Raw genomic sequence first — 25,123 nt, 5'->3', positions numbered from 1 at the left:
GCGATCGGACGGCCTACGCGGCGCCGTTGTCACCCTCGCCGCCGAACATGTGTTCTTGCAGGTAGCCGCCGACGCCCACCTGCTCGATCAGGTGCACCTGGGTTTCCAGCCAGTCGATATGCTCCTCGGTATCGCTCAGGATGCCGCGCAGCAGGTCCCGACTGACGAAGTCCTGCTTGGCCTCGCACAGGGCGACGCCGGTCACCAGGGTTTCGTGGGCGCCGTGTTCCAGCGCCAGGTCGGCCTTCAGGCACTCGGGCACGGTCTCGCCGATGCTGAGTGTGTGCAGATCCTGGAGGTTGGGCAGCCCTTCCAGCAGCAGGATACGCTCGATGACCAGATCGGCGTGTTGCATCTCCTCGATGGACTCGTGATGGACGGTGTCGGCCAGCCGCAGGAACCCCCAGTTCTTCAGCATGCGGGCATGCAGGAAGTACTGGTTGACGGCCGTCAGTTCGTTGGTCAGGACCGTGTTCAGCAGGTCCAGAACGGATTTGTCACCCTTCATGCCTGTCTCTCCGAGGCGGTGGTCGGTGTGAGTCAGTGTCTGTTCGCGTGTCTGGGGAGGTCGATGACGCACGCGCGCGGACCCGCGTCCGATCCGGCATGTAAGCCGCGTCGGGGGCCGATGGTAGGGCTGGTCAGGGAAAAAGGCCAGGGCTTCGACCGGAGCCGGGCGTCAACGGTCCGCCTCACCGACCGCCGACAAAATCTGCCCGGGAGAAGCGGGCGCGCCACCCGTCACGGGATCAGGCGTGACGGGACACGTCGTCCCGGCGGGTGCGCGGCGCTTCCGCGCGGATCAGGGTGACGATCCGATGGACGCAGCGGGCGCATTGCGGGCTCTCTCCGCAGGCATGAAAGACTTGGGCCACCTTGTGGGCGCCCGCCTGGATAGAGGTCCGGACCTGATTTTCCCGCAGACCTTTGCAGTTGCACACGTACATGGGACACCCTTCAAGGCCAATGATTCCGATCCTGCCTCCCATCATAGGCATCGAAGGGCGATAATGCAAACCATTCTCATGATGGCCGGCCCACCCGGCTACCCACGACAGTATGCTTGGGGTGGTGGGGTGGGGGAGTGGGCCGGGATCGCTTGGCGGATGAGTCACACTCATCCGCCGCTGGTATCACCCCGCGCGAGCGAAGCGTGCCGAGCCGAGGTCCGAGCCCCGCACGCGAGCCGGCGGCCGGTCAGCGCACCCGCGTGAGCAGCAAGCCGTCGCGGATCGGCACCAGGCAGGCATCGACCCGGCTGTCGGCGTGGATCCGGTCGGTCAGCGCGCGCAGGGCGACGGCCTTGTCGTCGGTGGTCTCGGGATCGGTCACCTTGCCCCGCCACAGCATGTTGTCCAGGGCGATCAGCCCGCCCGGCCGCACCAGCCGCAACGCCTGTTCGAAGTAGCCGGGGTAGGCCGGCTTGTCGGCGTCGATGAAGGCCATGTCGAACGTCCCGGCGCGGTCCTGGGCCAGCAGGGCATCCAGGCTGTCGGCGGCGGGGCCGACATGAAGGTGGATGCGCTCGCCCAGGCCGGCGGCGTCCCAGTGGCGCCGGGCGAAGTCCGCGAGGTCCGGGGACGTGTCGAAGGCGTGCACCTCGCCGTCGGGCGGCAGGGCGTAGGCCACCGCCAGGGCGCTGTAGCCCGTGAATGTGCCGATATCCAGGGTGTTGCGGGCGCCCACCAGGCGCGCCAGGAAGGCCAGCAGGGCGGCCTGCTCGGCGCTGCTGGCCCAACTGGCGTTTTCCATGGCCTCGGTCGCCCGGCGCAGGTCGGCGAGCGGCGCGGGCTCCTCGATGCCCCGGTCACGGATGTAGTCGGTGAGGATGGATGGCAGGGGCGGCACGGCGGTCATGAGGGGGTCTCCTTCGTCTGGGATGAGGTCGCATCGCTGCCGGCACGCAGCCGGTAGACCGTGGTTTCGCGAACATCGCGGTCCTCCAGCTCCAAAGATGTAGGAACCCTCAGCCGGACCTCAACCTTCAGTCGTGAGTCTGGAAGATAAGCACGGCCAGGATCGGCCAGCAACACATGAGCGCCGGCGTCGGCCTGGGCGACCAGGAGGCAGGTGACCCGATCCGCCATCGCGCGCTCGTAGCACACGTCTCCGGCCAGGATCACGGCCCCGTCCCCCAGATGGGCATGGGGTTCGGCGGGCACGCCGTCGGCCGCCAGGAGATCCGCCACGGTCACCGCGACGCGCGGGGAGAGGCCGTTGAGGGCCGCGTTCAGGCGGATGGCGGCGACCGCCAGCGGGTCCACGTCGGCGCAGAGGACCGATGCCGCTCCGGCGCGGGCGGCGGCCAGCCCCGCCAGTCCGCATCCGGCGGCGAAGTCGAGCACCCGGCGGCCGCGCACCAGGTCCGGGCGGTCCAGCACCAGGCGCGCCAGGGCCTGGCTGCCGGGCCAGGCGAAGGCCCAGAACGGCGGCTCCAGGCCGGTGTCGCGCATCAGCGCCTCGGTCGCCTGCCACAGCGGCGTGACCTCGGTCGCCAGGTGAAGACGCAGTTCGGGCACCAGGGGGGCCGTGGCCACGGCGGTCTGGCCGCGGATGAAGGCGGCGTGGGCCGCCGCGTCATGGGGCGGCGGCGCGATCACCGGTCCCGGGACCGCGCGGGGGGCTGGGGACGCGGGTCAGGGGCCATCGCTTGCGCTCAGATCCTCCCCGGCGATGGCGCGGTCGAGCAGGACCAGGGTTTCGGCGCGACCATAGAGGGCGATGAACGAGCCCATGCGCGGCCCCTGGTCCTGGCCCAGCAGGATCTGGTAGAGCGCCTTGAACCAACCCTTCAGGTCGCCGACCGTGTCGCCATGGCGCTTGCCCACCTCGTAGACGAGGGTTTGCAGGCCCTCGGCATCGGCTTCGGGGGGAGCCTCGGCCAGCGCCGCGCGCAGATCCTCCAGCGCCCGCGCCTCGGCCGCCGTGGCCGGCCGGTAGCGCTTCGCCGGCAACACGAAATCACGGTAGTAGGCCAGGGCATGGCCGACCAGCCGGTCCAGGATCGGGGCCGTTTCCGGTGTGGCGCCGGGGGCGTAGCGGCTGATGTAGTGCCACAGGACGGCCGAATCCTCGGCGTGGCAGACGCCGGCCAGGTTCAGCAGGATCCCGAACGACAGATGCGCCTCTTCCCGGGGCGGCCGGCCGTCGTGAATATGCCAGACCGGGTTGGACAGGCGCCCCTTGGCATCCTGCCTCTCGAACGCCTCCAGGTGCGACAGATAGTCGTCCACGTTCCGGGGGATGACGTCGAAGTACAGCTTCTTGGCCGCCTTGGGCTTCTGGTACATGAACAGGGACAGGCTTTCCGCGTTGGCGTACTTCAGCCAGTCCTCGACGGCGAGGCCGTTGCCCTTGGACTTGGAAATCTTCTGTCCCTTGTCGTCCAGGAACAGCTCGTAGGTCAGGCTGACCGGCGGCGTGCTGCCCAGGATGGTGCAGATGCGGCTGGACAGGCGCACGCTGTCGATCAGGTCCTTGCCGGACATCTCGTAGTCCACGCCCAGCGCATGCCAGCGCGTGCCCCAGTCGGCCTTCCATTGCAGCTTGCAGGCGCCGCCAGTGACCGGAGTCTCCACCTTGGTCCCGTCCTCGGCCTGGTAGACGAGGGTGCCGGCGTCCGGGGCGGTCTCCAGCACCGGGGCTTGCAGGACACGGCCGGTCCTCGGGCACACCGGCAGGAACGGCGCGTAGGTGGCCCGGCGCTCCGCGCCCAGCGTCGGCAGCACCACGTCCTTGACCGCGTCGTAATGGCGCAGGACCGACAACAGGGCCTCGTCGAACGCGCCCGAGGTGTAGCACTCGGTGGCCGACTGGAAGGTGTAGTCGAAGCCGAACGAGTCCAGGAACGCCCGCAGCCGGGCGTTGTTGTGATGGCCGAAGCTCTCGTGGGTGCCGAACGGGTCGGGGATGCGCGTGAGCGGCTTGCCCAAATGCTCGGCCACCATGTCCTTGTTGGGGATGTTGTCGGGGACCTTGCGCAGGCCGTCCATGTCGTCGGAGAAGGCGAACAGCCGTGTCGGGATGTGCGGCGCCAGGCACTGGAAGGCGCGCCGCACCATGGTGGTGCGCACCACCTCGCCGAAGGTGCCGATGTGCGGCAGGCCGGACGGGCCGTAGCCGGTCTCGAACAGGACATAGCCCTTGGCCGGGGCCGCGCCCTTGAGGCGGTCGGTCAGCAGGCGGCGCGCCTCCTGAAAGGGCCAGGCGGTGCTTTCGAATGCGGCGGCGCGCAGGGCATCGGCGTCGCCGGGAGCGTGAGAACGGGACGAGGCAGGCATGACGCGGCGTTCCTGAACAGGGCTATGCGGATCGAATCGGAGACGCGAGGGGGATGGCGAGACACCGGGCGGCCGTGGCGCAAAAAACAAGCCGCGCCGTCTGAGAACGGCGCGGCGGCATGCGGCGGGCCGAGCCCGGACGGCGGGGCGACCCGGGTCAGGCCGCCGACAACAGTTTCTCGACCTTCTGGGAGGCGGCGTCGGGCTCGATGGACTCGATGGCCGCCAGTTCGCAGGCCAGACGCTCCAGGGCCTGCTCGTAGATCTGACGCTCCGAGTAGGACTGCTCCGGCTGGGAGGCGCTGCGGAACAGGTCGCGCACCACCTCGGCGATGGACACCGGGTCGCCGGAGTTGATCTTCTGCTCGTACTCCTGGGCGCGGCGACTCCACATCGTGCGCTTGACGCGCGCGCGGCCCTTCAGGGTGCTCAACGCGGTCTGCATTTCCTGCTTGCTGGACAGCTTGCGCAGGCCGGAGCGGGTGGCCTTGGCCACGGGCACGCGCAGGGTCATGCGACTGCGCTCGAACGCGATGACGTACAGATCCAACTCCATGCCGCTGATGGTCTGGGTCTCGATCCCCCCGATGAGGCCCACGCCATGGGTCGGATACACCACGTGATCGCCAACGGAAAATGCCGCCTTTTTGGTCATCGTCTCACTCGTCTTGTTGGTCCAGGCCCCTGCTGGGAGTGCCCGACGCGGCCCACCCGGGCCGACAGTGTGGTCGACGGGCATGGCTCGCGCAGGACGGGGCTGTCGGACACGGTCGCCGGACGGAGGCTTGAACGAACGGTCCCGTCGGCACCGACCGTCCGGCCCAGGGACACACTCTCCCCGGCCTCCGTTCGCGGAACCGAAGACCTTTGGAGAGCGCAAGACCCCGTCACCACGGCCCTGAGCGCCTCGTCTGCGTCTGGTCTCGTGAAGCCGTCTTCCCGCGCACCACCGGCTGAGGTCAAACCAGCCAAGGTTCGCGGACCAGGGCGCCGAGGCTTGGTGTCCGCGACCGAACGTCCTCCATACCGACGTTCCCGGTCCGACACGCCCGACCCCCACACTCCGGCACCCATACCCCTGTCAACCGTGGCCGCCATGCCGTTCGGGACGGTTCCCCACCCGGCACGAACAAGACCACCCGATCCTCCTCAAGGGACTGACGGATGCCCACAGTGTTACCACAAACGTTCACAATTTCACAGGTGAATCTCGCAGGCGCGGTATGCCCAAGCCAGGACACGGCGTCCCGTCTTCGGGGCACCGCGGAGCGTTCCGTGTCTGGGGTCCCGCCGGGTCACCGCGGCGCCGCCGGCCGCGAGACCGGGGCACGTCGGCGCCCCTTTTCCCGACGGAGATCCTTGGGCGGGATGCCCGACGCAGAGCCTTGCGAGGGAGGGGGAGCGACCGAAAGAGGCGACCGATGGGGAGACCGCCCCGTCGCCGCGGGCGCTCAGGTGGTGCCGACGCCCGGCTTGTCGCTCAGCAGGTCCTTCTTTCCGGGCTTGTCCTTCCAGTCGTCGGCATCGGCGAGGGGATCGCCCTTGCGGGTGATGTTCGGCCATTGTTCGGAGAAGTCCCGATTGATCTCCAGCCAACCGGTGGCGCGGTCGTCGGAGTCCGGAAAGATGGCCTCGGCCGGGCATTCCGGCTCGCAGACACCGCAATCGATACACTCGTCAGGATTGATGACGAGAAAATTCTCACCCTCGTAGAAGCAGTCCACGGGGCACACCTCGACGCAGTCCTGGAACTTGCACTTAATGCAGTTTTCGGTGACGACGTAGGTCATGGGAACGAAGCTCCATCGTGTCGGTCCAGTGACGCGCGGAACCGCCGACCGGTCCATCGCGCCGCCGTTTGCTTTATCTCAACGGTCAATCGTCTAAATCGTTGATCGTCTCAATGTTCGATCGTTGTCATCGTCGCTGTCCCGGTCAGGCCAGCCCTCGCCGCTCCAGCACGCGCTTGCGGGCCGTACCGCTGTCCTGGTCATCGACGAAGAGCAGGCCGCCCAGGCGGCGCATCAGGTTCGCCTCGTAGTCATGGACGACGCCGTCAGCATAGACAACATCCCACAACATCTCGATCAATTCGATACGCTGCGGATAGTCCAGGGCGTCTTTCAGCACGCGAGACGGACCGTAGAGTTCCACGCGGTTGGCCAGGGCGGCGTCGGCCTCGCCCATCAGTTGAGCGGCCTCGGCCAGGGACAGGCCGAAGTGGGTTACCAGCAACTCACGGATGCGCTTGGTCTCGGCGTCGTCGATGGCGCCATCCATGGTGGCGGCTTCCGCCAGCAGGACCGCGACGGCGAACTGCACCTCGTGTTCCGGGGACACGTCGGGCTTCTGTTCGTCGCCGAACAAGATCTTCTTCAAGGAGTCCAGCATGGAGAGCCTACCTGCGGGGCGCGCAAAAAAAGGGGGAAGAATCGGGCGCAAGGCACGCCAGCACTTAAGCACTGGCGCGGATGACTCGCAAGCCCTCGAAACCGCTCCGGGGACGCCCCATTTCCAAGGGTCACCGGGCGCCTCGAACCCACCGCGCGCGATCCCACAGGAGCACACATCCGACCATGCCCCCATCCGAGTCCAGCCCCGCCACCGTCGCCCCGATCACGCGGCCCGGGACGCGCCATGCCCCCCGCATCCAGCCCGGTCCGCCGGAGGCCCGCCGCCACTATCCGGCGACGGCCCGCAACCGGGATCCGATTCGCGCCGTGTTGACGCGGGTGCTGCCCGAGGGCGGCGGTGTGCTGCTGGAACTGGCCAGCGGCTCCGGCGAGCACGCGGCCGCCCTCGGGCCGGCGCTGCCTGCGGGCTGGACCTGGCGTCCGAGCGACGGGGACGAACCCAGCGCCCGGGCCGCCGCCACCCTGCTCGCCGAGGCGGCGCCGGCGCGGGTGGAAGCGCCGGTCCTGCTGGACGTCTCCGACCGGCCCTGGCCGGCCAACGCCGTGGAGGGCGTGGCGGCCATGGCCGCCATCAATCTTGTCCATATCGCCCCGTGGGCGGTGACCGGGGCGCTGATGGCCGAGGCCGGCGCGGCGCTGCCCGTCGACGGTGTTCTGTACCTCTACGGTCCGTACCGCGTCGGCGGCCGCCACACCGCCGACAGCAACGCCGCCTTCGATGCCAGCCTGCGCCGCCAGGATCCCGCCTGGGGGGTGCGCGACCTGGAGGCCGTGGTGGACGAGGCCGCCCGTCACGGCCTGATCCTGGTCGAGACCGTCGCCATGCCCGCCAACAACCTGTCGGTCATCCTTCGGAAGGCCGGGGTGTGACCGCCGCCGCCGCCCCCCGATTCCCCGCCGCGCCCACATCCTCGGGCCGCACCCGGCGGGTCAGGCCCAGGTCGTCGAGGATCACATAGACCACCGGCACCAGCACCAGGGCCAGCACCGTCGCCGAGGTCAGGCCGAAGGCGAGGCTGGTGGCCAGCGGGATCATGACCTGCGCCTGCAAGCTGGTCTCGGCCAGCAACGGGGTCAGCCCCATGATGGTGGTCAATGACGTCAGCAGGATGGGCCGGAAGCGCTCGCGCGCGGCCTGGGCGGCGGCCTCGGTCGCGGATCCGCCGTTCAGCCGGTGCTGCTTGATGAACATCACCAGCAGGATGGAATCGTTGACCACCACGCCGGCCAGCGAGGCCAGGCCGATCATCGACGGCATGGACATCTCCAGGCCCTGGGCCAGGTGGCCCAGGATGGCGCCGATCAGCGCCATGGGGATGGCCACCATGACGGTGATGGGCTCGACGTAGCTGCGGAACTGGAAGGACAGCAGCAGGAACACGCCCACCAGGCCGACCAGCATGTTGCGGCGCATGGTGCCCATGGTCTCGGCCACTTCCGCCGCCTGGCCCTCGACGTCGGGATGGACGTCGGGATGACGCTCCAGCAACCGGGGCAGGAAGGTCGCGCGCGTGTCGGCGACGATCTGCGAGGCGTTGGCGACGGCGTCGTCCACGTCGCCGATCACGGTGATGGTGCGCCAGCCGTCCACCCGGTTGATCCGCGCCCAGCCGCGCGCGTTGTCGATGACTGCCACGTTGGGCAGGGGGATGGTCTCGCCGGCCTCGGTGGTGACCATGAAGCCGTCCAGGTCGGCCAGGGAGTCCCGGTCGGCCTCGGTGAAGCGCACGTCGATTTCGTAGGCCTCGTCGCCCACCTGGATTTCGTCCACGGTGACGCCCTGGAACGCCGCGGCGATCTGCTGGGCTACGGTGTCGGCGCGGATCCCAAGGGCGCTGGCGCCATCGCGCAGACGCAAGCGGGCCTCGGGCTTGCCCGGACGCATGTCGTCCATGACGTCGTGCACGCCGGCGTAGCCCTCCAGCCACTCGCGCAGGTCCAGGGACGCGGCCTTGAGGGCCTCCAGATCATGGCCTCTCAGGCGGATCTCGATGTCCTGGCCGCCGGGCCCGATGGTGCGTTCGCCGAACTTGAGGGACAAGGCATCGGGCACCTCGCCCACGGCGTCTCGCCAGGCGGCCGAGATCACCGTCGAGGGCAGGCCCGGGCGCATGTCGGAGTCCACGAGGTCGATGCCGACCGTGGCCACGTGGGCGCCGCTTTCATTGGCGCTGCTGTTGACCGCGTGCAGGGTCATGGTGTTACGGATCAGATCGCCGCCCACCGGGGCCGCGCCCTGGGTCGCCATGGCGGCGTGCGTCGCCTCCGGAAGGTCCTCGGACAGGCGGGTCCCCATCTCGTCCATGGCCTCGACGACGCGCGCGACCACGGCCTCGGTGCGGTCCAGGGGCGTTCCCTGGGGCATCAGGATCTCGGCCTGGACGATGTTGCCGTCCACATGCGGGAAGGCGCGGAACTTCACCATGCCTCCGGCGATCAGCGACAGGCTGCCCAGGAACAGCAGCAGCAGTACGCCCAGCGTCAGGTACCGCCAGGCGATGGCCGCGTCCACCAGTCGGCCCATGCCGCGCTCGCGCACCCAGGAAAACCCGGATTCGAACCGCCGCCGCCAGCCGGCGAGCGGTTTCTCGCTGTGTTTCTCCAGCGAGTGGGCCAGGTGGTGCGGCAGGATCAGGAACGCCTCGACCAGGCTGACCACCAGCACCAGCAGCAGCACCATGGGCATGGCCCGCAGGATCTGCCCCATGGTTCCGCCCAGGAAGGCCAGGGCGCCGAAGATGCAGACCGTCGTCACGAACGACGAGACAACCCCGGGCATGACCTCGCGGGCGCCGTCGACGGCGGCGGAGTACGCGTCCTTGCCGCGTTTCAGGTGGTGGGCGATGTTCTCGGAAATGACGATGGCGTCGTCCATCAGCAGGCCGACGGCGATCAGCAGGCCGACCATGGTGATCATGTTGATGGTCAGGCCCAGGACGCTCATCAGGAACAGGCCGCCCATGAACGACACCGGTAGGCCCATGGCCACCCAGAAGCTGAAGCGCAGCGAAAAGAACAGGAACAGCATCAGAAAGACCATTCCCAGGCCCTGGATGCCGTTGTCCCGCAGCATGGTCAGGCGGTCGCGCACGATGCTGGCGCTGTCGCGGGTCACGGTCAGGCTGATCCCGCCGGGGGCGCGCGCGCGCTCGTCCTCCAGGAAGGTCGTCAGCCGGTCCATGACCGTCAGCGTGTCCTCGGCGCGGGTCTTGGTGATGTCCAGCAGGGCGGCGCGCTGGCCGTTGAACAGCACCTTCTCCTCGTCCAGTTCGAAGCGGTCGGTGATGGTGGCGATGTCGCCCAGGCGGAGTTCGCCCCCCTGGGACCCGGCGACGATCACCAGGTTCTGGAAGGCGGCGACGGAGCGTCGCTCGTCGGCGAAGCGCACGATCACCTCGCCGGTGCGGGTCTCGATGCGGCCCGACGGGCGGTCCTGGCTCTGGCGCTGGATCAGGGTGGCGATGTCGGCGAGGCTGAGCCCGTGGCGGCGCAGGGTCTCGGTGCCCACCTCGATGCGGATCTGCCGGTCGGAGAAGCCGGTGATGTCCACCTGTCCCAGGCCGGCCTCGTTCATGCGGTTCTTGACCTCCTCGGCGTAGCCCTTCAGGTGCGTGGCCGGCATGTCCCCGGTGATGGCCACCGAGGCGACGAAGTCGGTCCGCCCGAGGGTCTGCACCACCGGGTCCTCGGCGTCGTCGGGGAAGCTGTCGATGGCGTCCACCTCGGTCTTGATGTCCGCCTCGAAGATGGCGATGTCGGCGCCCTCGCGCATTTCCACGGTCAGGGCGCCCAGACCCTCGGTGGCCTCGCAGGTGGTTTCCTCCAGGTCGTTGATGCCGGAAACGGCGTCCTCCAGCCGCTGGCAGATGGCGTCTTCCACCTCCTCGGCGGTGGCGCCCGTATAGACCACCGACACCTGCACCTGATCGAGGGCCAGCGTGGGGAAGGTCGCGCGTTGCAGGCTGGGCAGGGCCGACAGCCCCAGCACCAGGATGCCGATCATCATCAGGTTGGCGGCGGTGGGATGACGGGCGAAGAAGGCGATCATCGGCCGGCCTCCGGCCTGCGCGCGGCGTCGGGCTCGGCATCGGGCTCGGCATCGGGCTCGGCGTCGGGTTCAGCCGCGGGCTCGACCTGGAGGGCGGGTCGGGACGCCGTGCCGGAGGGCATGCCGAGGGTGGCGTCCGGGGCGGTGTCCTCTGACCGGCCCTCGGCGGCGGCGATGAGGCGGTCGCGCTCGGCCTTGTCCGGGCGCGGGTCGATGCGCATGCCGGCGACGGCGGGGATCAGGTCGGAGATCACCAGGCGGTCGCCCTCCGCCAGGCCCTCGGCGATCACCGCCAGGTCGTCTTGCAGGGCATGCACCCGGACGGGCCGCTTGACCAGGCGATCCTCGTCGTCCAGCACATAGGCGTATCCCCCGTGCAGAGCCAGGCGCGGCACCACGATCACGTTGGGGATCGGGCGGCCGCGCAGTTCCACCTCGACGAACATGTTCTTCACCAGCGGCGGACGTACCCCCGGCCGGGCGGTGCGGTAGCTGCCCTCGACGACGACGATGACGCCGATCGTGCGGGTCTGCGGGTCGATGGTGTCGGAGACCCGCACCAGCCGCGCGGGCCATTCCACCACCTGTGTGACCGCGCCGCCGGCATGCAGGCGGACCATCGCGTCCACGTCCAGCGCGGCGCCGATGCGGTCCTCGCTCACGGCCTCGCGCATGGTGCTCGGTGTGACGTCGTGCATGAGCGGCGCCAGTTCCTGAAACGTGAGCTGGGCCTCCACCTCGGCGACGGCGATGCTGTCGGCCTCGGCCAGAACCGCGCCGACGGTGGCGAATTCGGACCGCGTGACGTCGACCTTCGACACCCGCATGGCGAAGGGGGCGGTCATGGTGGTGTAGTCCACGTCCAGGCGCGCTTGGTCCAGGCGGGTCTGGGCCAGCGCTCGCTCGACGGGGATTAGGTTGAGGGTGTTGCGCAGGTTCTGAAGGCTTTGTTCGGTGGCCAGCAGGGTCTTTTCCGCCTGGTCCAGGGTGGTCTGGGCGACCGTGCCGCTGCGGCGCAGGCGGCGCTGCCGGTCCACCTCGGCGCTGGCCAGGGCCAGGGCGCGCTCCTCGATGGCGATGGAGGCCCGGGTGTTCTCCTCGCGCACCTCCAGCTCGCGCAAGTCCGCCTCGCGCTCCCGCAGGGTGAGTTCGTAGGCGGTGGGGTCGATGCGCGCCACCACCGTCCCCTTGGGCAGGATGGCGCCGCGCTTGAGGTTGGGGTGGACCTCGATCACCCGGCCGGCCACCTGGGCCACGGCCTGCCAGACGTGCTCCGGCGAGACCTGGCCGAAACCCGTGGCCCGAGGTTGCAGGTCCACCGCGGGAACGCTGATGACGCGGGCCGGGCGGGCGGATTCGGCGGCCTCGATGCGCTGCGGCGGGGCCTTGCCGCTGGCCATCCCCACCATCAGCGCCACACCGAGGGCGATGGGCGGCACGATCAGGGTCTTGCGCCAGTGGCGGGCGACGAAACCAGGCATGAGGCGAGTCTCCGGGGGAGCGGGGAGGAGAGGGGGTACAGGGCGCGGGCCGGCGCGATGGGGACGCACGCGGCGACCATGGGCGCGAGTGATGACGCCACTATATCCAATCGGTGACAAAGTATGACCGCCCGCGTCGGTCGCCGGGCCCGAACAAGGGTACACTGTGACCCATCACCGAGGGGATGACATGACTCAAACCGCCTGGGACCAGCGCTACGACACACCCGGCTATCTTTTCGGCCTGGAGCCATCGGCCTTCCTGGTTGCTCAGCGCCACCGCCTGGCGCGCGGCATGGAGGTTCTGGCCGTGGCCGACGGCGAGGGCCGCAACGGCGTCTGGCTGGCGGCACAGGGGATGACCGTCCACGCCGTCGACGGCTCGGCCGTGGCGCTTCGGAAGGCGGCGCGGCTGGCCCGGGACCGGGGCGTGAGCCTGCGCGCCACCCGCGCCGACCTGGTCACGTGGGACTGGCCCCGGGCGGCCTGCGACGCCGTCGTCAGCATTTTCCTGCATCTGCCGCCGGAGACCCGGCCGGCCGTCAATCGGGCCATGGCCCGGGCGTTGAAGCCGGGCGGCGTGCTGATCCTGGAGGCCTTCCACCCCGAGCAGCGTCGCCACGGCACCGGCGGTCCGTCGGTCGCCTCCATGCTCTATGATCAGGCCACCCTGAGGGCTGATTTCGAGGGCTTGCTGGCCTTCGATCTGCTGGAGGACGGTGAGGTCGCCCTGGGTCCCGGCGTCGACCTCGACACCGGCCACGACAGGGTCGGGCACACCATCCGGTTGGTGGGGGAACGCATGGCGTAAGGACGGATCGTCCGCGCCCGGCGATGACCCCGGGTTGACCACGAAGGCGCCATCAATTCGGCGGCTTTCCCAGGTGTCCTGACCCCTGACCACCCGCCGCGCCGGCCGGCCGCAGTCGGCCGCGTGGCTTCGCCAGGGCATGAGGGGGATCGTCGGAGATGGGGCGGATATCCATGGAGCGGGCCGGGCGGCCGGTGGTGGCGATCGCCATCGTGGCTGGTCTCGCGGTGATGCCGAGTGCTGCGCGGGCCATGCCGGACGAGCCGCCGGCGCCCGCCGGCGACACCTGCCTGAGCATCGTCGAGCGCATCGAGGCGGAGATCGGCCAGGACCACGGCGTCTATCGCCCGCGTCGGAGCCCCGGCCAGGGCATGCGCCCGGGCGGTGCCGTGGGGGCCATCGGCGATGCCCTGACCGGCGCGGCGCCACCCCTGGCGCCCCCCCCGGCGGTCATGGAGGCCATGCCGGCGCCGTCGGTCGCGCCCCCGGCCCCCGACCCGAACGGCGGTTCCGTGCCGACGCTCTATCCGCCCGACGTGGAGCGGGATCGCTTCCCGGACGTGGCCCCGAACGGGGTCGTCCGCGTCGCCGATCAGCCCGTCTCGACCCTCTCCGCCGACGTGGACACGGCCTCCATGGGGGTCGTGCGCCGGTTCCTGCGCGATGGGGTGCGGCCGCCCAGCGACGCCGTGCGCGTCGAGGAGATGGTCAACTATTTCGACTACGCCTATCCGCGTCCGCGCACGGCGGCGGAGCCTTTCGCGCCCTCGGTCAACGTCATGCCCTCGCCCTGGGGAGCGGGCCGCGAGGTGATGGTGGTGGGCGTTCGCGGCTGGTCGCCCGACCGGAGCCGGCGACCCGACGCCAACATCGTCCTGCTGGCCGACGTCTCCGGCTCCATGCGCGGGCCGGACCGGCTGGGGCTGGTCAAGCGCTCCATGGCGCTGTTGGTGGATCAGTTGGAGGGGCGCGACGTCGTTTCGCTGGTGATCTACGCCGGTGCCGACCGGGTGGTGCTGGAGCCGACCCCGGCCGACGACAAACGAACCATCTGCACCGCCCTGGGTCATCTGGCGTCGGGCGGGGGCACGGCCGGGTCCAAGGGGATCGCCACGGCCTATGACCTGGCCGAGCGGAGCTTTCGCCGGGGCGGCATCAACCGCGTCATCCTGGCCACCGACGGTGACTTCAACCTCGGCGTGGTCGATGACGGCCGCCTGGAGGACGTTGTGGCCCGCAAGCGCGAGACCGGCGTCTATCTGAGCATCCTGGGCGTGGGCCGGGGCAACTACAACGATCGCACCATGCAGCGCCTGGCGCAGGCCGGCAACGGCATGGCGGCCTATCTGGACTCCCTGGCGGAGGGGCGCCGGGTGCTGGTGGAGAAGCTGGACGCACAGCTTCAGCCCATCGCCGACGACGTCAAGGTCCAGGTGGAGTTCAACCCCGCCCGCGTGGCGGAGTACCGGCTGGTGGGCTACGAGACCCGGCTGTTGCGCGAGGAGGATTTCGCCAACGACGCCGTGGACGCCGGAGAGATCGGCGATGGCCACACCGTGACCGCGATCTACGAGATCGCCGCGCCCGGCTCGGCCGGCCTGCGACTGCCGGCGCGGCGCTATGGTGACACCGGTTCGGTGGCCCCAGCCGCCGGGCGGGAGGCGGAGATCGCCCACCTGCGCATCCGTTGGAAGGCGCCGGGCGAGACCGCCTCGCGGTTGATGGAGCGCCCGGTCACCGAAGCCGATCGCGCGCCCCTGGCCCGGCAGGACGACGACACCCGCTTCGCCGTGGCCGTGGCCGGGCTGGCCCAAATCCTGCGCGGTGACCCCTCGGTGGGCGACCTGGGGTTGGGCGACGTGCTGGACCTGGCCACCGGCGCCATCGGCGACGATCCCCATGGGCACCGCCGGGCTTTCGTGGATCTGGTGACCCAGGCCATGGCCCTGCGCTGATCCCTCCATGGGAGGGGCCGTCCGTGCCTCTTCGATCCCGGCGGACGGACACGAGCCGCCACCATCCGCCCGGATCGAAAGCCCACCTGGATCGAAATCACTGTCACATCCATCACATGGCAATCGCCGATCCGGCGCCGTGGCTCCGGCCGTGCAGACGATGTGTCGAGTGTGCGACCAGACCTGGCGACATGAGGACATCGTCATTTGTCCTCTTCCTCTCGCGGCGCGATAGTCCTGTCAATTGACCGCCGCGCACACGAGAGGATTGCATGCGATCCCGTCTGGCCATCCTAGGGCGTTCGTCCGTCCGCCCGACCCGCCACGGCCTGGCCCTGGGGGCGATCGCCCTGGCCTGCCTGCTGTTGTTTTCCGGGGTCGCCGGCACGGCCGAGGCCCGGGCGGCCGTGGTGGTGGTCCTGGCCATCGGCCTGTGGGCGAGCGGCGGCCTGCCCGAGTGGCTGACGGCCCTGGTGTTCCTGACCCTGTGCATCGTCGCCGGGGTGGCGCCGCCCGCCGTCACGCTCTCCGGCTTCGCGTCGTCCGCCGTCTGGCTGACCATCGCCGGGATCGTCATCGGGGCGGCCATCCGCCACACCGGGCTGGGCGATCGCCTCGCCGGGCTGGTCGCGCCGCTGGTCGCCGGAGCCTTCCCCCGCGTGATCATCGGCGTGGTGTTGTTCGGTCTGGCGATGACCGTCGTCATGCCCTCGGCCATGGGGCGCGTGGTGCTGATGCTGCCCATCCTGCGCGCCCTGGCCGAGCGCCTGGGCTACCCCGAGACCAGCCGGGGCGCGCTGGGGATCCTGCTGGCCGGGGTGCTGGGAACCTTCCTGCCGGCGTTCACGGTGTTGCCCGCCAACGTGCCCAATACTGTATTCGTCGGCACCGTCGAGGCCCTGCTGGGCACGGCGCCCAGTTATGGCGCGTATCTGCTGCTGCACTTTCCGGTGCTGGGCGCGCTCAAGGTGGGGCTGCTGATGGTGGTGCTGATCCTGCTGTACCGGGACACCCCGGCGCGGGATCAGGGCGCGCCGGCCGCCGCCGACAAAAACGACGACGACACTCGGCTGACCGGTCCCGGGCGCCACCTGGCGGCCGTGCTGCTGGTGGCCGTGGTGCTGTGGGCCACGGACGTGTGGCACGGCCTGGGGGCCGCCTGGGTGGGGCTGCTGGTCGCCGTCTGGTGCCTGTTTCCCGGGACCGGGCTGCTCAAGCCCCGCCCGCTCCAATCCATGGGATTCGAGCCCGTGTTCTACGTGGCCGGCATCGTCGGCATGGGGGTGATCGTCGATCACAGCGGCTTGGGCGCCTGGCTCTCGGACGCCGTGCTCGCGGTGGTGCCGCTGGCCCCGGACGCGTCGGCGCGGACCTTCGGGGTGCTGTCGGTCCTGTCCACCCTGGTCGGCATGGTGGCGACCCAGCCCAGCGTGCCGCCGGTTATGACCCCCCTGGTGCCGCCGGTGGCGGCCGCCACCGGCTGGACCCTGGAGGCGGTGGCCATGACCCAGGTGATCGGCTTTTCCACGGTGCTGCTGCCCTACCAGGCGCCGCCGCTGATCGTGGCCATGCAACTGGGGGGGTTGCCGGCGCGGGAGATGGCGCGCATGTGCCTGATCACGGCGGGCTTGACCATTGTGATGCTGTGGCCGATCGACTACGTGTGGTGGCGGTTCCTGGGACTGGTGCCCTGACAGAGGCCGATGGCGCCATCCAGGCGGCGACCGTGTCCCGGCGCGAGGCCGGGTCGGCGGGCCGGTTCGTGCCGTCTTGCCCCTGCCGCCATCGGTGATATACGGTGCTTGAGGGCAAACGGGTCGGCCGGATCGTCTCTGGATCGACCGGGACTCGGCCCGCCCTGCTGCTTTCTTGGGCCGCCGTTGTTTGGCCACTCTTGTCTGGCCACGGTCATCGGATCACGGATCCTCTGATCCGGAGGCCAGCGGAAAAGGACACGAACCACCCATGCGTGCCCCGCGACGACCCCTCCCGGCGTGTTCGGCGCTGACCTTGACCGTCGCCCTGGCCGTGGTGGCGGGGGCGGCGGCCGGTTCGGCGCGCGCCCAGGACAAGCTGCCCAGCGTGCTCATCAACCCGGCCTTTTCCAGCCCGCAGGCGGTGGGCGCGCCCTGGGGCGGCGGTGTGGCGCAGCCGGGCGGCTATGCGCCGCCGCCCACCGTGGGCATGCCGTTGCAATTGCCCCCCTTGGGCATGCCGCGCTCGCGCCTGACATTGCCGCCGGGCATGGCGCCGCCGGTGATCGTCGGGGGACGGGCGCCGGCCCCCATGGCCGCTCCGGCGGTCGCGCCGCGTGTGGCGTCCACGCCCGCGCCGCGCGCGCCCGTCTCCACGCCCACGCCCACGCCGGTCGCGCCGGTCGCCGCTCCCGCCGGTCCGCCCCCGGGCGACCCGGACATGCCCGACCCGCCACCGGCCGCGCCGACCCCGCCGCCCGCCACCGCCGCGCCCGAGGCCGCCGAGGTTGCCGATGTCGCCGTCGCCCGTCCGCCCCCTGAACCGGATGTGCCGACCGGGTCGGCGCCGGCGCCGCTGAGCACGCGCGCCGCGACCGAAGACCCGCCGCCGGCGGCCGAATCCCCCAAGAACGAACCGGCGGAAGAGCCGGCCGAGGCCCCGATGACCTTGGCCGCGTCGGCGCCCGATCCCGCGCCGGCCCCGGTGCCCGCGCCCGCGCCGCAGCCGGCCCCCGATCCCGAACCGGAGATCGCCGTGGTGGTGCCCGCGCCGGCCATCGTCGCCGCTACGCCCAAGCCGGCCGCGCCGCCCCGTCCGGCGTCCCGCGTCGCGGGGATCGGATCCGGGGCGGGATCCACGCGCTTGTCGGCGGGCACCACGCGGCTGATGGCCGGGATGGATGGCCGCATCGATCCGCTGCCGCCGCCCATGACCCTGCCGGGCTCGCCCATGACCCGGCCGCCGAGCGCGCCCGCGCCCGCGCCGGCGGAGACTCCGGCCGCCGCGCCGGACCGCCCCGCCGAGACGCCGGCCGTGCCGCGCGCCGTTGCTCCCGTGGAGCCGCCCGGCGCGCCGCCGGTGCCCGCCGCCCCCTCCGCGCCCGAGGCGGCGGATGCGTCCGCCTCCGCAGAGGCCCCCACGGAGACCCCGGCGGAGGCTCAGGTCGCCGCCCGACCGGTCCCTGGCGATGGTCCCGTGACGACCGGGGGGACCGTCAGCCTGATGTTCGACGCGGACTCCGACACCCTGCCCGACGATGCCCGGACTCAGCTTGACCGCGTGGCGGCCACGCTGGCCGGCAACGCGCGGACCAAGGTCAAGGTCTTCGCCTACGCCGACGGCGGGGGCGATCCCAATGAGGCCCGCCGCACCTCCCTGGCGCGGGCGCTGGAGGTCCGGGCCTACCTGCTCGACCGGGGCGTCGAGAACGCCCGCATCGACGTGCGCGCCCGGGGCGACCAGGCCGGAGACGGGGCCGCCGACCGGGTGGACCTGATCACGGTGGAACGCTAGGAGCCGCGTCCGTGCCCCTGTCGCTGCCCGCCCGCGCCATCGGCGAGACCCACTTGGAGGGGCGTCCATGAGTCGGCCGCGCCGATTTCTGATCCGCATGCTTCTGTTCGTGGTCGCCGTGGCGGCGGTCTGCGGCCTGCTGTTCCCGGCGCTGGCCTCGGCGTTCCTGGCCAATCCGGCCCTGAACGGCCTGATCGTCTTCGTGGTGCTGTTCGGGATCGGGCTGAACTTCCGTCAGGTGCTGCGCCTGGAGCCGGAGGTGGCCTGGGTGGAGCGGTTCCGGGCCGGCGAGATCGGCCTGGCCACCGAGCCGCCGCCGCCGCTGCTGTCCTCCATGGCGCAGATGCTGACCGAGCATCAGGAGAAGTCCCTTGGCCGGGGGCGCTTCTCGATCTCGGTGCCGGCCATGCGCTCCCTGATGGACGGCCTGTCCTCGCGTCTGGACGAGGCCCGCGACCTGTCCCGCTACTTCATCGGCCTGGCCATCTTCCTGGGCCTGCTGGGCACCTTCTGGGGCTTGCTGGAGACGGTCGGCTCCATCAGCCAGGTGATCCGCGACCTGACCATCACCGGCGATGATCCCGGCGCCATCTTCGACGACCTGAAGACCGGGCTGGAGGCGCCGCTGTCGGGCATGGGCACGGCGTTCTCGTCGTCGCTGCTGGGGCTGGCGGGCTCGTTGATCCTGGGTTTCCTGGACCTGCAATCCAGCCGGGCTCAGAACACCTTCCTGAACGACCTGGAGGAGTGGCTGGCCGGCCTCACCCGCCTGTCCTCCGGGGGCGGCGTGGGCGACATGGAGGGCGGCTCGGTCCCGGCCTATATCCAGGCGCTGCTGGAGCAGACCGCCGACAGCCTGGACGACCTTCAGCGCACCATCGCCCGGGGCGAGGAAGGCCGCATCGCCACCCAGGCCCAGTTGCGGCAGATGACCGAGACCCTGGCCGCCCTGGCCGACCAGATGCGCACCGAGCAGGCGGTGCTGCTGAAGCTGGCCGAGAGCCACGCCGACCTGCGGCCGCTGATGCAGCGCCTGATCGCCGCCACCGAGGCCAAGGGCGGCGCCGCCATGGACGATGCCACGCTGGGGCATCTGCGCAATCTGGACGGCGCCGTGACCTACATCGCCAACGACATGAGCGGCGGACGCGAGCAGATGATCAAGGACCTGCGCAGCGAGATCAAGATGCTGGCCCGCACCATCGCCGTCGCCGCCGGCATGACCGATCCGCACCAGCGCCCGCCTCAATAGGGGCTGGCGCGCGGACGCTCACGCTCACGCTTACGCTCACGCAGACGGGGATCGCGCTTCATGGCTTCCACCAGTCGACGGCGTGGCGGCGGATCACCGGACATCTGGCCCGGGTTTGTCGATGTCCTGGCCACGCTGCTGATCATCGTCATGTTCGTGCTGATGGTCTTCGTGCTGGCTCAGTTCTTCCTGGGACAGGCGCTGAGCGGCCGCGACGCCGCGCTGGCCCGCCTGCGCGACATGGTCTCGGAGTACGAGGACCTGCTGTCCATCGAGCGCCGCGCCAATGCCGAGTTGCGCGCCGACGTGGCGCAGTTGTCGGGCGATCTTCAGGCGGCCAATGCCCGCTGGGAATCCCTTCTGGGCGCCGCCCGGGCCTCGGAAACCCTGGAGGGGGAACTGGCCGACGCCCGGGATCTGCTGGAGCGCCGGCGCCAGGAGGTGGCCGCGCTGGAGGCCAGCGGCGAGGATCTGGCGGCGCGCCTGCGGGCCGCCCTGGCGCGCGCGGCGGCCCAGGCGCGCGACCTGGAGGACCGGGACCGGCGCATCGAAGCCCTGGAGGCCGACGCGGCCGCGCGGGCGCGGACGCTGGAGGATCTGGCGGCGCGCCGCGAGGCCCTGGCCGAGGAGGTGGCACGCCTAGAGGCCCTGAACGCGCGCCTGTCGTCGGACCTGGCCGATGCCTACACCACCATCGAGGCCGACCGCGAGACCCTGGAGGCGCGGCTGGCGGACCTCGCGCGCCTGGAGCAGCGGATCGCCCGGTTGACCGAGGCGCGCGAGGCCCTGAGGGCCGAACTGGAGGCCGCCAACGAGACGGTCCGGACCGACCGCGAGACCCTGGAGGCGCGGCTGGCCGACCTGGTGCGCCTGCGCCAGGATCTGGCCGCCCTTGAGGCCTTGCGCGATCAACTGGAGGCGCGCATCGCCGACCTGGACAGCCAGATGGCGGAGACCCAGGGCAGCCTGGCCGAGGAGCAGCGCGTCTCCGAGCAGGCCCGCGCCCAGGTGGCGTTGCTGAGCCAGCGGTTGCAGGCGGTGCAGGCCGAACTGGCCCGGCTGGCCGACCTGCTGGACGCCAAGGAGGCGGAGGCGGAGGCCCAGCAGGTGCAGATCGCCAACCTCAGCCAGCGCCTCAACGCCGCCCTGGCCAGCAAGGTGCAGGAGTTGCAGCGCTACCGGTCGGAGTTCTTCGGCCGCCTGCGGGAGGTGCTGGGCGATCGCGAGGGCGTGCGGGTCGAGGGCGACCGCTTCGTGTTCCAGTCGGAGGTGCTGTTCGGTGTCGGCGAGGCCGAACTGGGACCCGAGGGCCGCGCCAGCCTGGAGAACCTCGCCCGCACCCTTCTGGAGGTCGCGCGGGAGTTCCCCGACGACATCGACTGGGTGCTGCGGGTGGATGGCCACACCGACCCGCGTCCCATCCGCACCGCCGACTTCGCCGACAACTGGGACCTGTCGGCCGCCCGCGCCATTTCGGTGGTTCGCTTCCTGATCGGCCAGGGCGTGCCGCCGAGCCGGCTGGCGGCGGCGGGCTTCGCCGAGTACCGGCCGGAGGTCGAGGGGACGTCCGAGCAGGCCCACGCCCGCAACCGCCGCATCGAGTTGAAGCTGGACCAGCGCTAGGTCGGGGGGTGAGGGGCGAAAGCCGAGCGCCGAGCGCCAGACACCCTCCGGATCACGACGATCCGGTGGTGTCGTCCGGCGGTGGACCGCCGCGCCGGCGCTCCCCATGGGGCAGCCGCTGGGGATCGGCGGTGCGGCGGCGCCGATCGGGCCCGAAGAAGGTGCGCGTCCGCACGTACACCCGGGGCCGTTTGATGACCGCCTCCAGGCGCAGGCTCAGGCGCTTGACCGAAATGGGCTTGGCCAGGAACTCGGTGACGCCGGCGTCACGGGCCTGGACGACGCGAAAGGACTCACTGTGCGCGGTCAGCATGATGATCGGCACGTAGCGGTTCGTGCTGTCCTTGCCGGTGCGCACCATGCGGGTGAACTCCAGGCCGTCCAGGGGGCTCATGTCCAGGTCGGCGATGATGACGTCGGGGGTGATCACCCGCATGATCTTCAGGGCATCGGCGCCGTCGGTGGCGTCCTTGATGGTTCCGACACCCAATGCCCGCAGGATTTCCTTGACGATGCGGCGCATGTGGGGGTTATCGTCCACCACCAGAATGCAGAACTGGCTTAAATCCAGGGACATCGGACCTCCGTGAGTGTCCGTTGGCTGCGGAAGAATGGCCAGGATGGGACCGGGCGGTCAAGTCGCGCTACCCACCGCGCGGTGGGGCCAGTTACACGGGTCCGTCCTGGAGATCACGCCGCGGGTCCGGGGGACCGGCGGCGTCGGGCCGGTTATGGGCGAGGGGAGGGTGGCGCGCCGTCATGGATCCAGAGTTGCTTCACGCGATGAAGGGACCTCTTTGGTGGCTCTTGGTCTGGGTGGTCGCCATCTCCCTGGTGATGTCCGGCCTGTACATGACGCTGGGACCCTGGCTGCGCCACGGCGGGGCGCAACGCCGGGTGGCGCGGGCCCTGCGGCGCGCCGGCCTGCCGGCCCTGAACGACGTGGTTCTGCCGGGCGCGCGCGGGGTGCTGTGCCAGGTGGATCACGTGGTGCGTCTGCCCACCGGGTTCGTGGTGCTGGAGGCGGTGATGCGCGGCGGGCGCCTGGTGGGTGGCCCGCGCGGGAACACCTGGCGCCAGGACCTGGGACTGGAGCGCTACCATTTCGGGAACCCGCTGAAGCGCCTGGACGAGTCCATGGAGGCGGTGCGCCGCGCCCTGCCTGACAAGGGCGAGGACGGGACCAGGACGCCCGCCCTGACTGGACAGGTGGTGGTGCCGCGCAACACCCGGTTTCCGCGAGGGCGGCCCGACGGGGTGTCGCCCCTGGACGAGTTCATGGACGAGTTGCGCGCGGCCGCCCGCACGGCCCCGCCGCCGAACACCCGGGTCACCGAGGCGTGGGAGGCGTTGCGCGTCGCCAGCCTGGCCGCGCCCGGCGGTGTGTGGGGCTTCCTGCGCCGGACCCTGCGCCAGGTGATGGCTGACGAACGCGGCCGGGGTGGCTTGATGGCGCTGGTGGTCGGCGGCTTCCTGACCCTGGTCATGCTGTCCCAGTCCTGACCGTCGCCTGCTCGCCCCCCCCCGCTTGTTGCCCCCTGGTCCGATCCGCGCGGAGCCGTCATGACCGAGTCCCTGTCCAAGCCGGCGCCGTCCGGTTCCACGTCCGGTTCCACGTCCGGTCCCACGTCCGGTCCCACGTCCGGTTCCATGGCCGGCCCGATATCCGGCGCGCTTGACCTTGATGCCGTGCGTGCCTGCTTTCCGGCCTTCACCACCGAAACGTGTGCCAACTGGGCATTTTTCGAGAACGCCGGCGGGGCCTACGTTCCCCAGGCGGTGATCGACCGGCTGACGCGTTTCCTGACCGCCGCCAAGGTGCAGCCGGGGGCACCGTATCCCGCCTCGGCCCTGGCCACCGAGATGATGGCCGAGGGTGTCCGGGCCATGGCCACGCTGGTCAACGTCGCGCCCGAGGCCCTGGTGATCGGCGCCGACACCTCCACCAACCTTCATGTCCTGGCCAACGCCCTGGCGCCGTTGATCGAGCCGGGCGACGAGGTGGTGGTCACCAACCTGGACCACGAGGCCAACATCACGCCCTGGCGGCGCCTGACCCGGCGGGGCGCCACGGTGCGCGAATGGCGCTTCGATCCGGAGACCGGCGCGCTGTCCCTGGACGGCCTCACGGCCCTGCTGACCGAGAACACGCGCCTGGTGTGCCTGCCCCAGGCGTCCAACATCACCGGCGCCGTCTGCGACGCGGCGGCGGCTGTGCGGCTGGCCCACGAGGCCGGGGCGCTGGCGGTGGTGGACGGGGTGTCGCATGCGCCCCATGCGCTGGTGGACGGATCGGCGCTGGACGCCGACGCCTATGCCTTCAGCGCCTACAAGGTGTTCGGGCCGCATGTCGGGGTGCTGGCGGTGCGGCCCAGCCTGATGGCGCGCCTGGAGAACCAGAACCACATGTTCCTGGCGGGACACGGGGCGCTGACCGTCAATCCGGGTGGACCCAACCACGAACTGACCGCCGCGCTGGCCGGCGTCACCGACTATCTGGATGCCCTGTATGCCCGCCATGTCGGGGGCGAGGGCGAGGAGGATGACGGCGGGGCCGCGCCGTCGGCGCGGGCGCGCGTCGCCGCCCTCTTCGCCCTGTTCGAGCGCCACCAGAGCGCCCTGACCGGCCGCCTGCTGGCGGGGTTGCGCGACCATCCGGCGGTGCGGATCATCGGCGCCCCGACGGTCGGGCCGCACCGTTCGCCCACGGTGGCCTTCACCCACAGGCGGTTGTCCTCGCGCGCCGTGGCCGAGCACCTGCGCGGCCACCGCGTGGCGGTGCGGCACGGCCACTTCTATGCCTGGCGTTGCATGCAGGCCCTGGGGCTGGACCCGGAGGACGGCGTCGTGCGGGCCTCCCTGGTGCATTACACGTCGGCGGAGGACGTGGACCGCCTGCTCGCCCACCTTCCGGCCTGAGGTTCACCGGTCCTGATCCCGACTCATCGGTCTCAGGACCCCGCGCCACCCCGAACGACGGTCAGGCCGGGGTGGCAAGCTCGATCAGCGCGCCATGGTCCGGGCAGTCGGCGGTGGCCAGCCGCACGAAAGCGTCGGCATGGGCCTCGGGCAGGGGCAGGGTCTCGGGATCCTCGCCCGGATAGGCCTCGCGACGCATGCCGGTGCGGGTGCGCCCCGGGTTGATGAGGTTCACCTTGACGTTGGTCTTGAGCAGTTCGGCGGCATAGACCCCGACCATCATCTCCAGGCCGGCCTTGGAGATCGCGTAGGCCCCCCAGTAGGCGCGCGGCTCGTGGCCGACGCTGGAGGTGACGAACATGGCGCGCCCCGCCTCGGACTGGCGCAGCAGCGGATCCATGGCCCGGATCAGGCGCCAGTTGACCGTCAGGTTCACGTCCAGCACCCGCTGGAACATCTCCGGGTCCATATGCCCCACCGGCCCCAGGCGCCCCAGCAGGCCGGCGTTGCCCACCAGCACGTCCAGGCGCGCGAAGCGCCTGGCCAGCGCGACGGCGATCTGGTCGATCTTCTCATAGTCCGTCAGGTCCTCGGCCACCAGCATCAGCGGCCGGCCCCCCTCGGCGCGGACCTCGTCGTCCAACTCCTCCAGGGCGCCCAGGGTACGGGCCACCGCCACCACATGGGCGCCCTCGGCGGCGAAACGGCGGGCGACGGCCCGGCCGATGCCGCGCGAGGCCCCGGTCACCAGGGCGATGCGCCCGGCCAGGCGGCCTTGGGGCGGCGTGCCGTCGCCGGTTTCGGCGGGTTCGGCGGTGGCGTCGGTCTGCGTCTCGGGATCGATCATGATG

Annotated in this window: 21 protein-coding genes; 9 read left to right on the top strand and 12 right to left on the bottom strand. The window is 70.8% G+C overall.

Annotation, left to right across the window (positions count from 1 at the left end; all coding sequences use genetic code 11):
- Positions 1-13: 13 nt before the first annotated feature.
- From bfr to GGD89_RS11590, 8 genes are all read right to left on the bottom strand, one after another.
- Complete coding sequence (gene bfr, locus GGD89_RS11625) at positions 14-508, bottom strand: bacterioferritin (protein ID WP_184045398.1); 495 nt, start codon at positions 506-508, stop codon at positions 14-16.
- Positions 509-749: 241 nt separating this feature from the next.
- Positions 750-947, bottom strand: coding sequence for a (2Fe-2S)-binding protein (locus GGD89_RS20635; protein ID WP_184045396.1), 198 nt, complete (start codon positions 945-947; stop codon positions 750-752).
- Positions 948-1,197: 250 nt separating this feature from the next.
- The gene (locus GGD89_RS11615; RefSeq protein ID WP_184045394.1) at positions 1,198-1,857 is read right to left on the bottom strand and encodes an O-methyltransferase; all 660 of its coding nucleotides are present in this window, start codon (positions 1,855-1,857) and stop codon (positions 1,198-1,200) included.
- Complete coding sequence (locus GGD89_RS11610) at positions 1,854-2,600, bottom strand: class I SAM-dependent methyltransferase (protein WP_343058587.1); 747 nt, start codon at positions 2,598-2,600, stop codon at positions 1,854-1,856. Before GGD89_RS11610 ends, GGD89_RS11615 begins: the two co-directional genes overlap by 4 nt.
- A 36-nt stretch (positions 2,601-2,636) precedes the next feature.
- Positions 2,637-4,280, bottom strand: coding sequence for a lysine--tRNA ligase (locus tag GGD89_RS11605; RefSeq protein ID WP_184045391.1), 1,644 nt, complete (start codon positions 4,278-4,280; stop codon positions 2,637-2,639).
- A gap of 157 nt (positions 4,281-4,437) precedes the next feature.
- Positions 4,438-4,935 carry a CarD family transcriptional regulator gene (locus GGD89_RS11600; RefSeq protein ID WP_184045389.1) on the bottom strand — a complete coding sequence of 166 codons (498 nt, stop codon included), beginning with the start codon at positions 4,933-4,935 and terminating at the stop codon, positions 4,438-4,440.
- A gap of 796 nt (positions 4,936-5,731) precedes the next feature.
- Complete coding sequence (fdxA, locus tag GGD89_RS11595) at positions 5,732-6,070, bottom strand: ferredoxin FdxA (RefSeq protein ID WP_184045387.1); 339 nt, start codon at positions 6,068-6,070, stop codon at positions 5,732-5,734.
- Between the two features lie 145 nt (positions 6,071-6,215).
- A complete protein-coding gene (locus GGD89_RS11590) occupies positions 6,216-6,671 on the bottom strand; it encodes a tellurite resistance TerB family protein (protein WP_184045385.1) in 456 nt (151 codons plus the stop codon).
- Positions 6,672-6,856: 185 nt separating this feature from the next.
- Here GGD89_RS11590 and GGD89_RS11585 point away from each other — a divergent pair, with 185 nt between their 5' ends.
- The gene (locus tag GGD89_RS11585; RefSeq protein ID WP_184045383.1) at positions 6,857-7,564 is read left to right on the top strand and encodes a DUF938 domain-containing protein; all 708 of its coding nucleotides are present in this window, start codon (positions 6,857-6,859) and stop codon (positions 7,562-7,564) included.
- Here the strand turns inward: GGD89_RS11585 and GGD89_RS11580 are convergent.
- Together GGD89_RS11580 and GGD89_RS11575 are read right to left on the bottom strand one after the other, a co-directional pair.
- Positions 7,539-10,742 carry an efflux RND transporter permease subunit gene (locus GGD89_RS11580; protein ID WP_184045381.1) on the bottom strand — a complete coding sequence of 1,068 codons (3,204 nt, stop codon included), beginning with the start codon at positions 10,740-10,742 and terminating at the stop codon, positions 7,539-7,541. The two genes, GGD89_RS11585 and GGD89_RS11580, sit on opposite strands and share 26 nt — an antisense overlap.
- Positions 10,739-12,223 carry an efflux RND transporter periplasmic adaptor subunit gene (locus tag GGD89_RS11575; RefSeq protein ID WP_184045379.1) on the bottom strand — a complete coding sequence of 495 codons (1,485 nt, stop codon included), beginning with the start codon at positions 12,221-12,223 and terminating at the stop codon, positions 10,739-10,741. Before GGD89_RS11575 ends, GGD89_RS11580 begins: the two co-directional genes overlap by 4 nt.
- Positions 12,224-12,413: 190 nt before the next feature.
- Between GGD89_RS11575 and GGD89_RS11570 the strand changes: the two genes are divergently transcribed.
- From GGD89_RS11570 to GGD89_RS11545, 6 genes are all read left to right on the top strand, one after another.
- A complete protein-coding gene (locus GGD89_RS11570) occupies positions 12,414-13,034 on the top strand; it encodes an SAM-dependent methyltransferase (RefSeq protein WP_184045377.1) in 621 nt (206 codons plus the stop codon).
- A gap of 158 nt (positions 13,035-13,192) precedes the next feature.
- Complete coding sequence (locus GGD89_RS11565) at positions 13,193-14,989, top strand: vWA domain-containing protein (protein ID WP_221238433.1); 1,797 nt, start codon at positions 13,193-13,195, stop codon at positions 14,987-14,989.
- A 272-nt stretch (positions 14,990-15,261) separates the two neighbouring features.
- On the top strand, positions 15,262-16,683 hold the full coding sequence (locus GGD89_RS11560; protein WP_184045375.1) for an SLC13 family permease: 1,422 nt from the start codon (positions 15,262-15,264) through the stop codon (positions 16,681-16,683).
- Between the two features lie 271 nt (positions 16,684-16,954).
- A complete protein-coding gene (locus GGD89_RS11555; protein ID WP_184045373.1) occupies positions 16,955-18,478 on the top strand; it encodes an OmpA family protein in 1,524 nt (507 codons plus the stop codon).
- A 67-nt stretch (positions 18,479-18,545) separates the two neighbouring features.
- Positions 18,546-19,730 carry a flagellar motor protein MotA gene (locus tag GGD89_RS11550; RefSeq protein WP_184045371.1) on the top strand — a complete coding sequence of 395 codons (1,185 nt, stop codon included), beginning with the start codon at positions 18,546-18,548 and terminating at the stop codon, positions 19,728-19,730.
- A gap of 60 nt (positions 19,731-19,790) precedes the next feature.
- Complete coding sequence (locus GGD89_RS11545) at positions 19,791-21,353, top strand: peptidoglycan -binding protein (RefSeq protein WP_184045369.1); 1,563 nt, start codon at positions 19,791-19,793, stop codon at positions 21,351-21,353.
- A 52-nt stretch (positions 21,354-21,405) separates the two neighbouring features.
- On the opposite strand, the gene GGD89_RS11540 is transcribed toward GGD89_RS11545, so the two are convergent.
- Entirely contained in the window at positions 21,406-21,930 is a 525-nt protein-coding gene (locus tag GGD89_RS11540; RefSeq protein ID WP_184045367.1) for a response regulator, read from the bottom strand.
- A 206-nt stretch (positions 21,931-22,136) separates the two neighbouring features.
- Between GGD89_RS11540 and GGD89_RS11535 the strand changes: the two genes are divergently transcribed.
- Together GGD89_RS11535 and GGD89_RS11530 are read left to right on the top strand one after the other, a co-directional pair.
- Entirely contained in the window at positions 22,137-22,856 is a 720-nt protein-coding gene (locus GGD89_RS11535) for a nuclease-related domain-containing protein (protein WP_184045365.1), read from the top strand.
- A gap of 60 nt (positions 22,857-22,916) precedes the next feature.
- Positions 22,917-24,272, top strand: a complete 1,356-nt coding sequence (locus tag GGD89_RS11530; protein ID WP_246423063.1) for a cysteine desulfurase-like protein — start codon at positions 22,917-22,919, stop codon at positions 24,270-24,272.
- Between the two features lie 61 nt (positions 24,273-24,333).
- Here GGD89_RS11530 and GGD89_RS11525 read toward each other — a convergent pair whose 3' ends face one another.
- Positions 24,334-25,119, bottom strand: coding sequence for an SDR family NAD(P)-dependent oxidoreductase (locus tag GGD89_RS11525; protein WP_184045363.1), 786 nt, complete (start codon positions 25,117-25,119; stop codon positions 24,334-24,336).
- Between the last annotated feature and the right edge of the window lie 4 nt (positions 25,120-25,123).

It is taken from the genome of Roseospira visakhapatnamensis (assembly GCF_014197915.1).
GTDB lineage: Bacteria > Pseudomonadota > Alphaproteobacteria > Rhodospirillales > Rhodospirillaceae > Rhodospira > Rhodospira visakhapatnamensis.
This window is presented reverse-complemented; position numbering and strand designations above follow the sequence as displayed.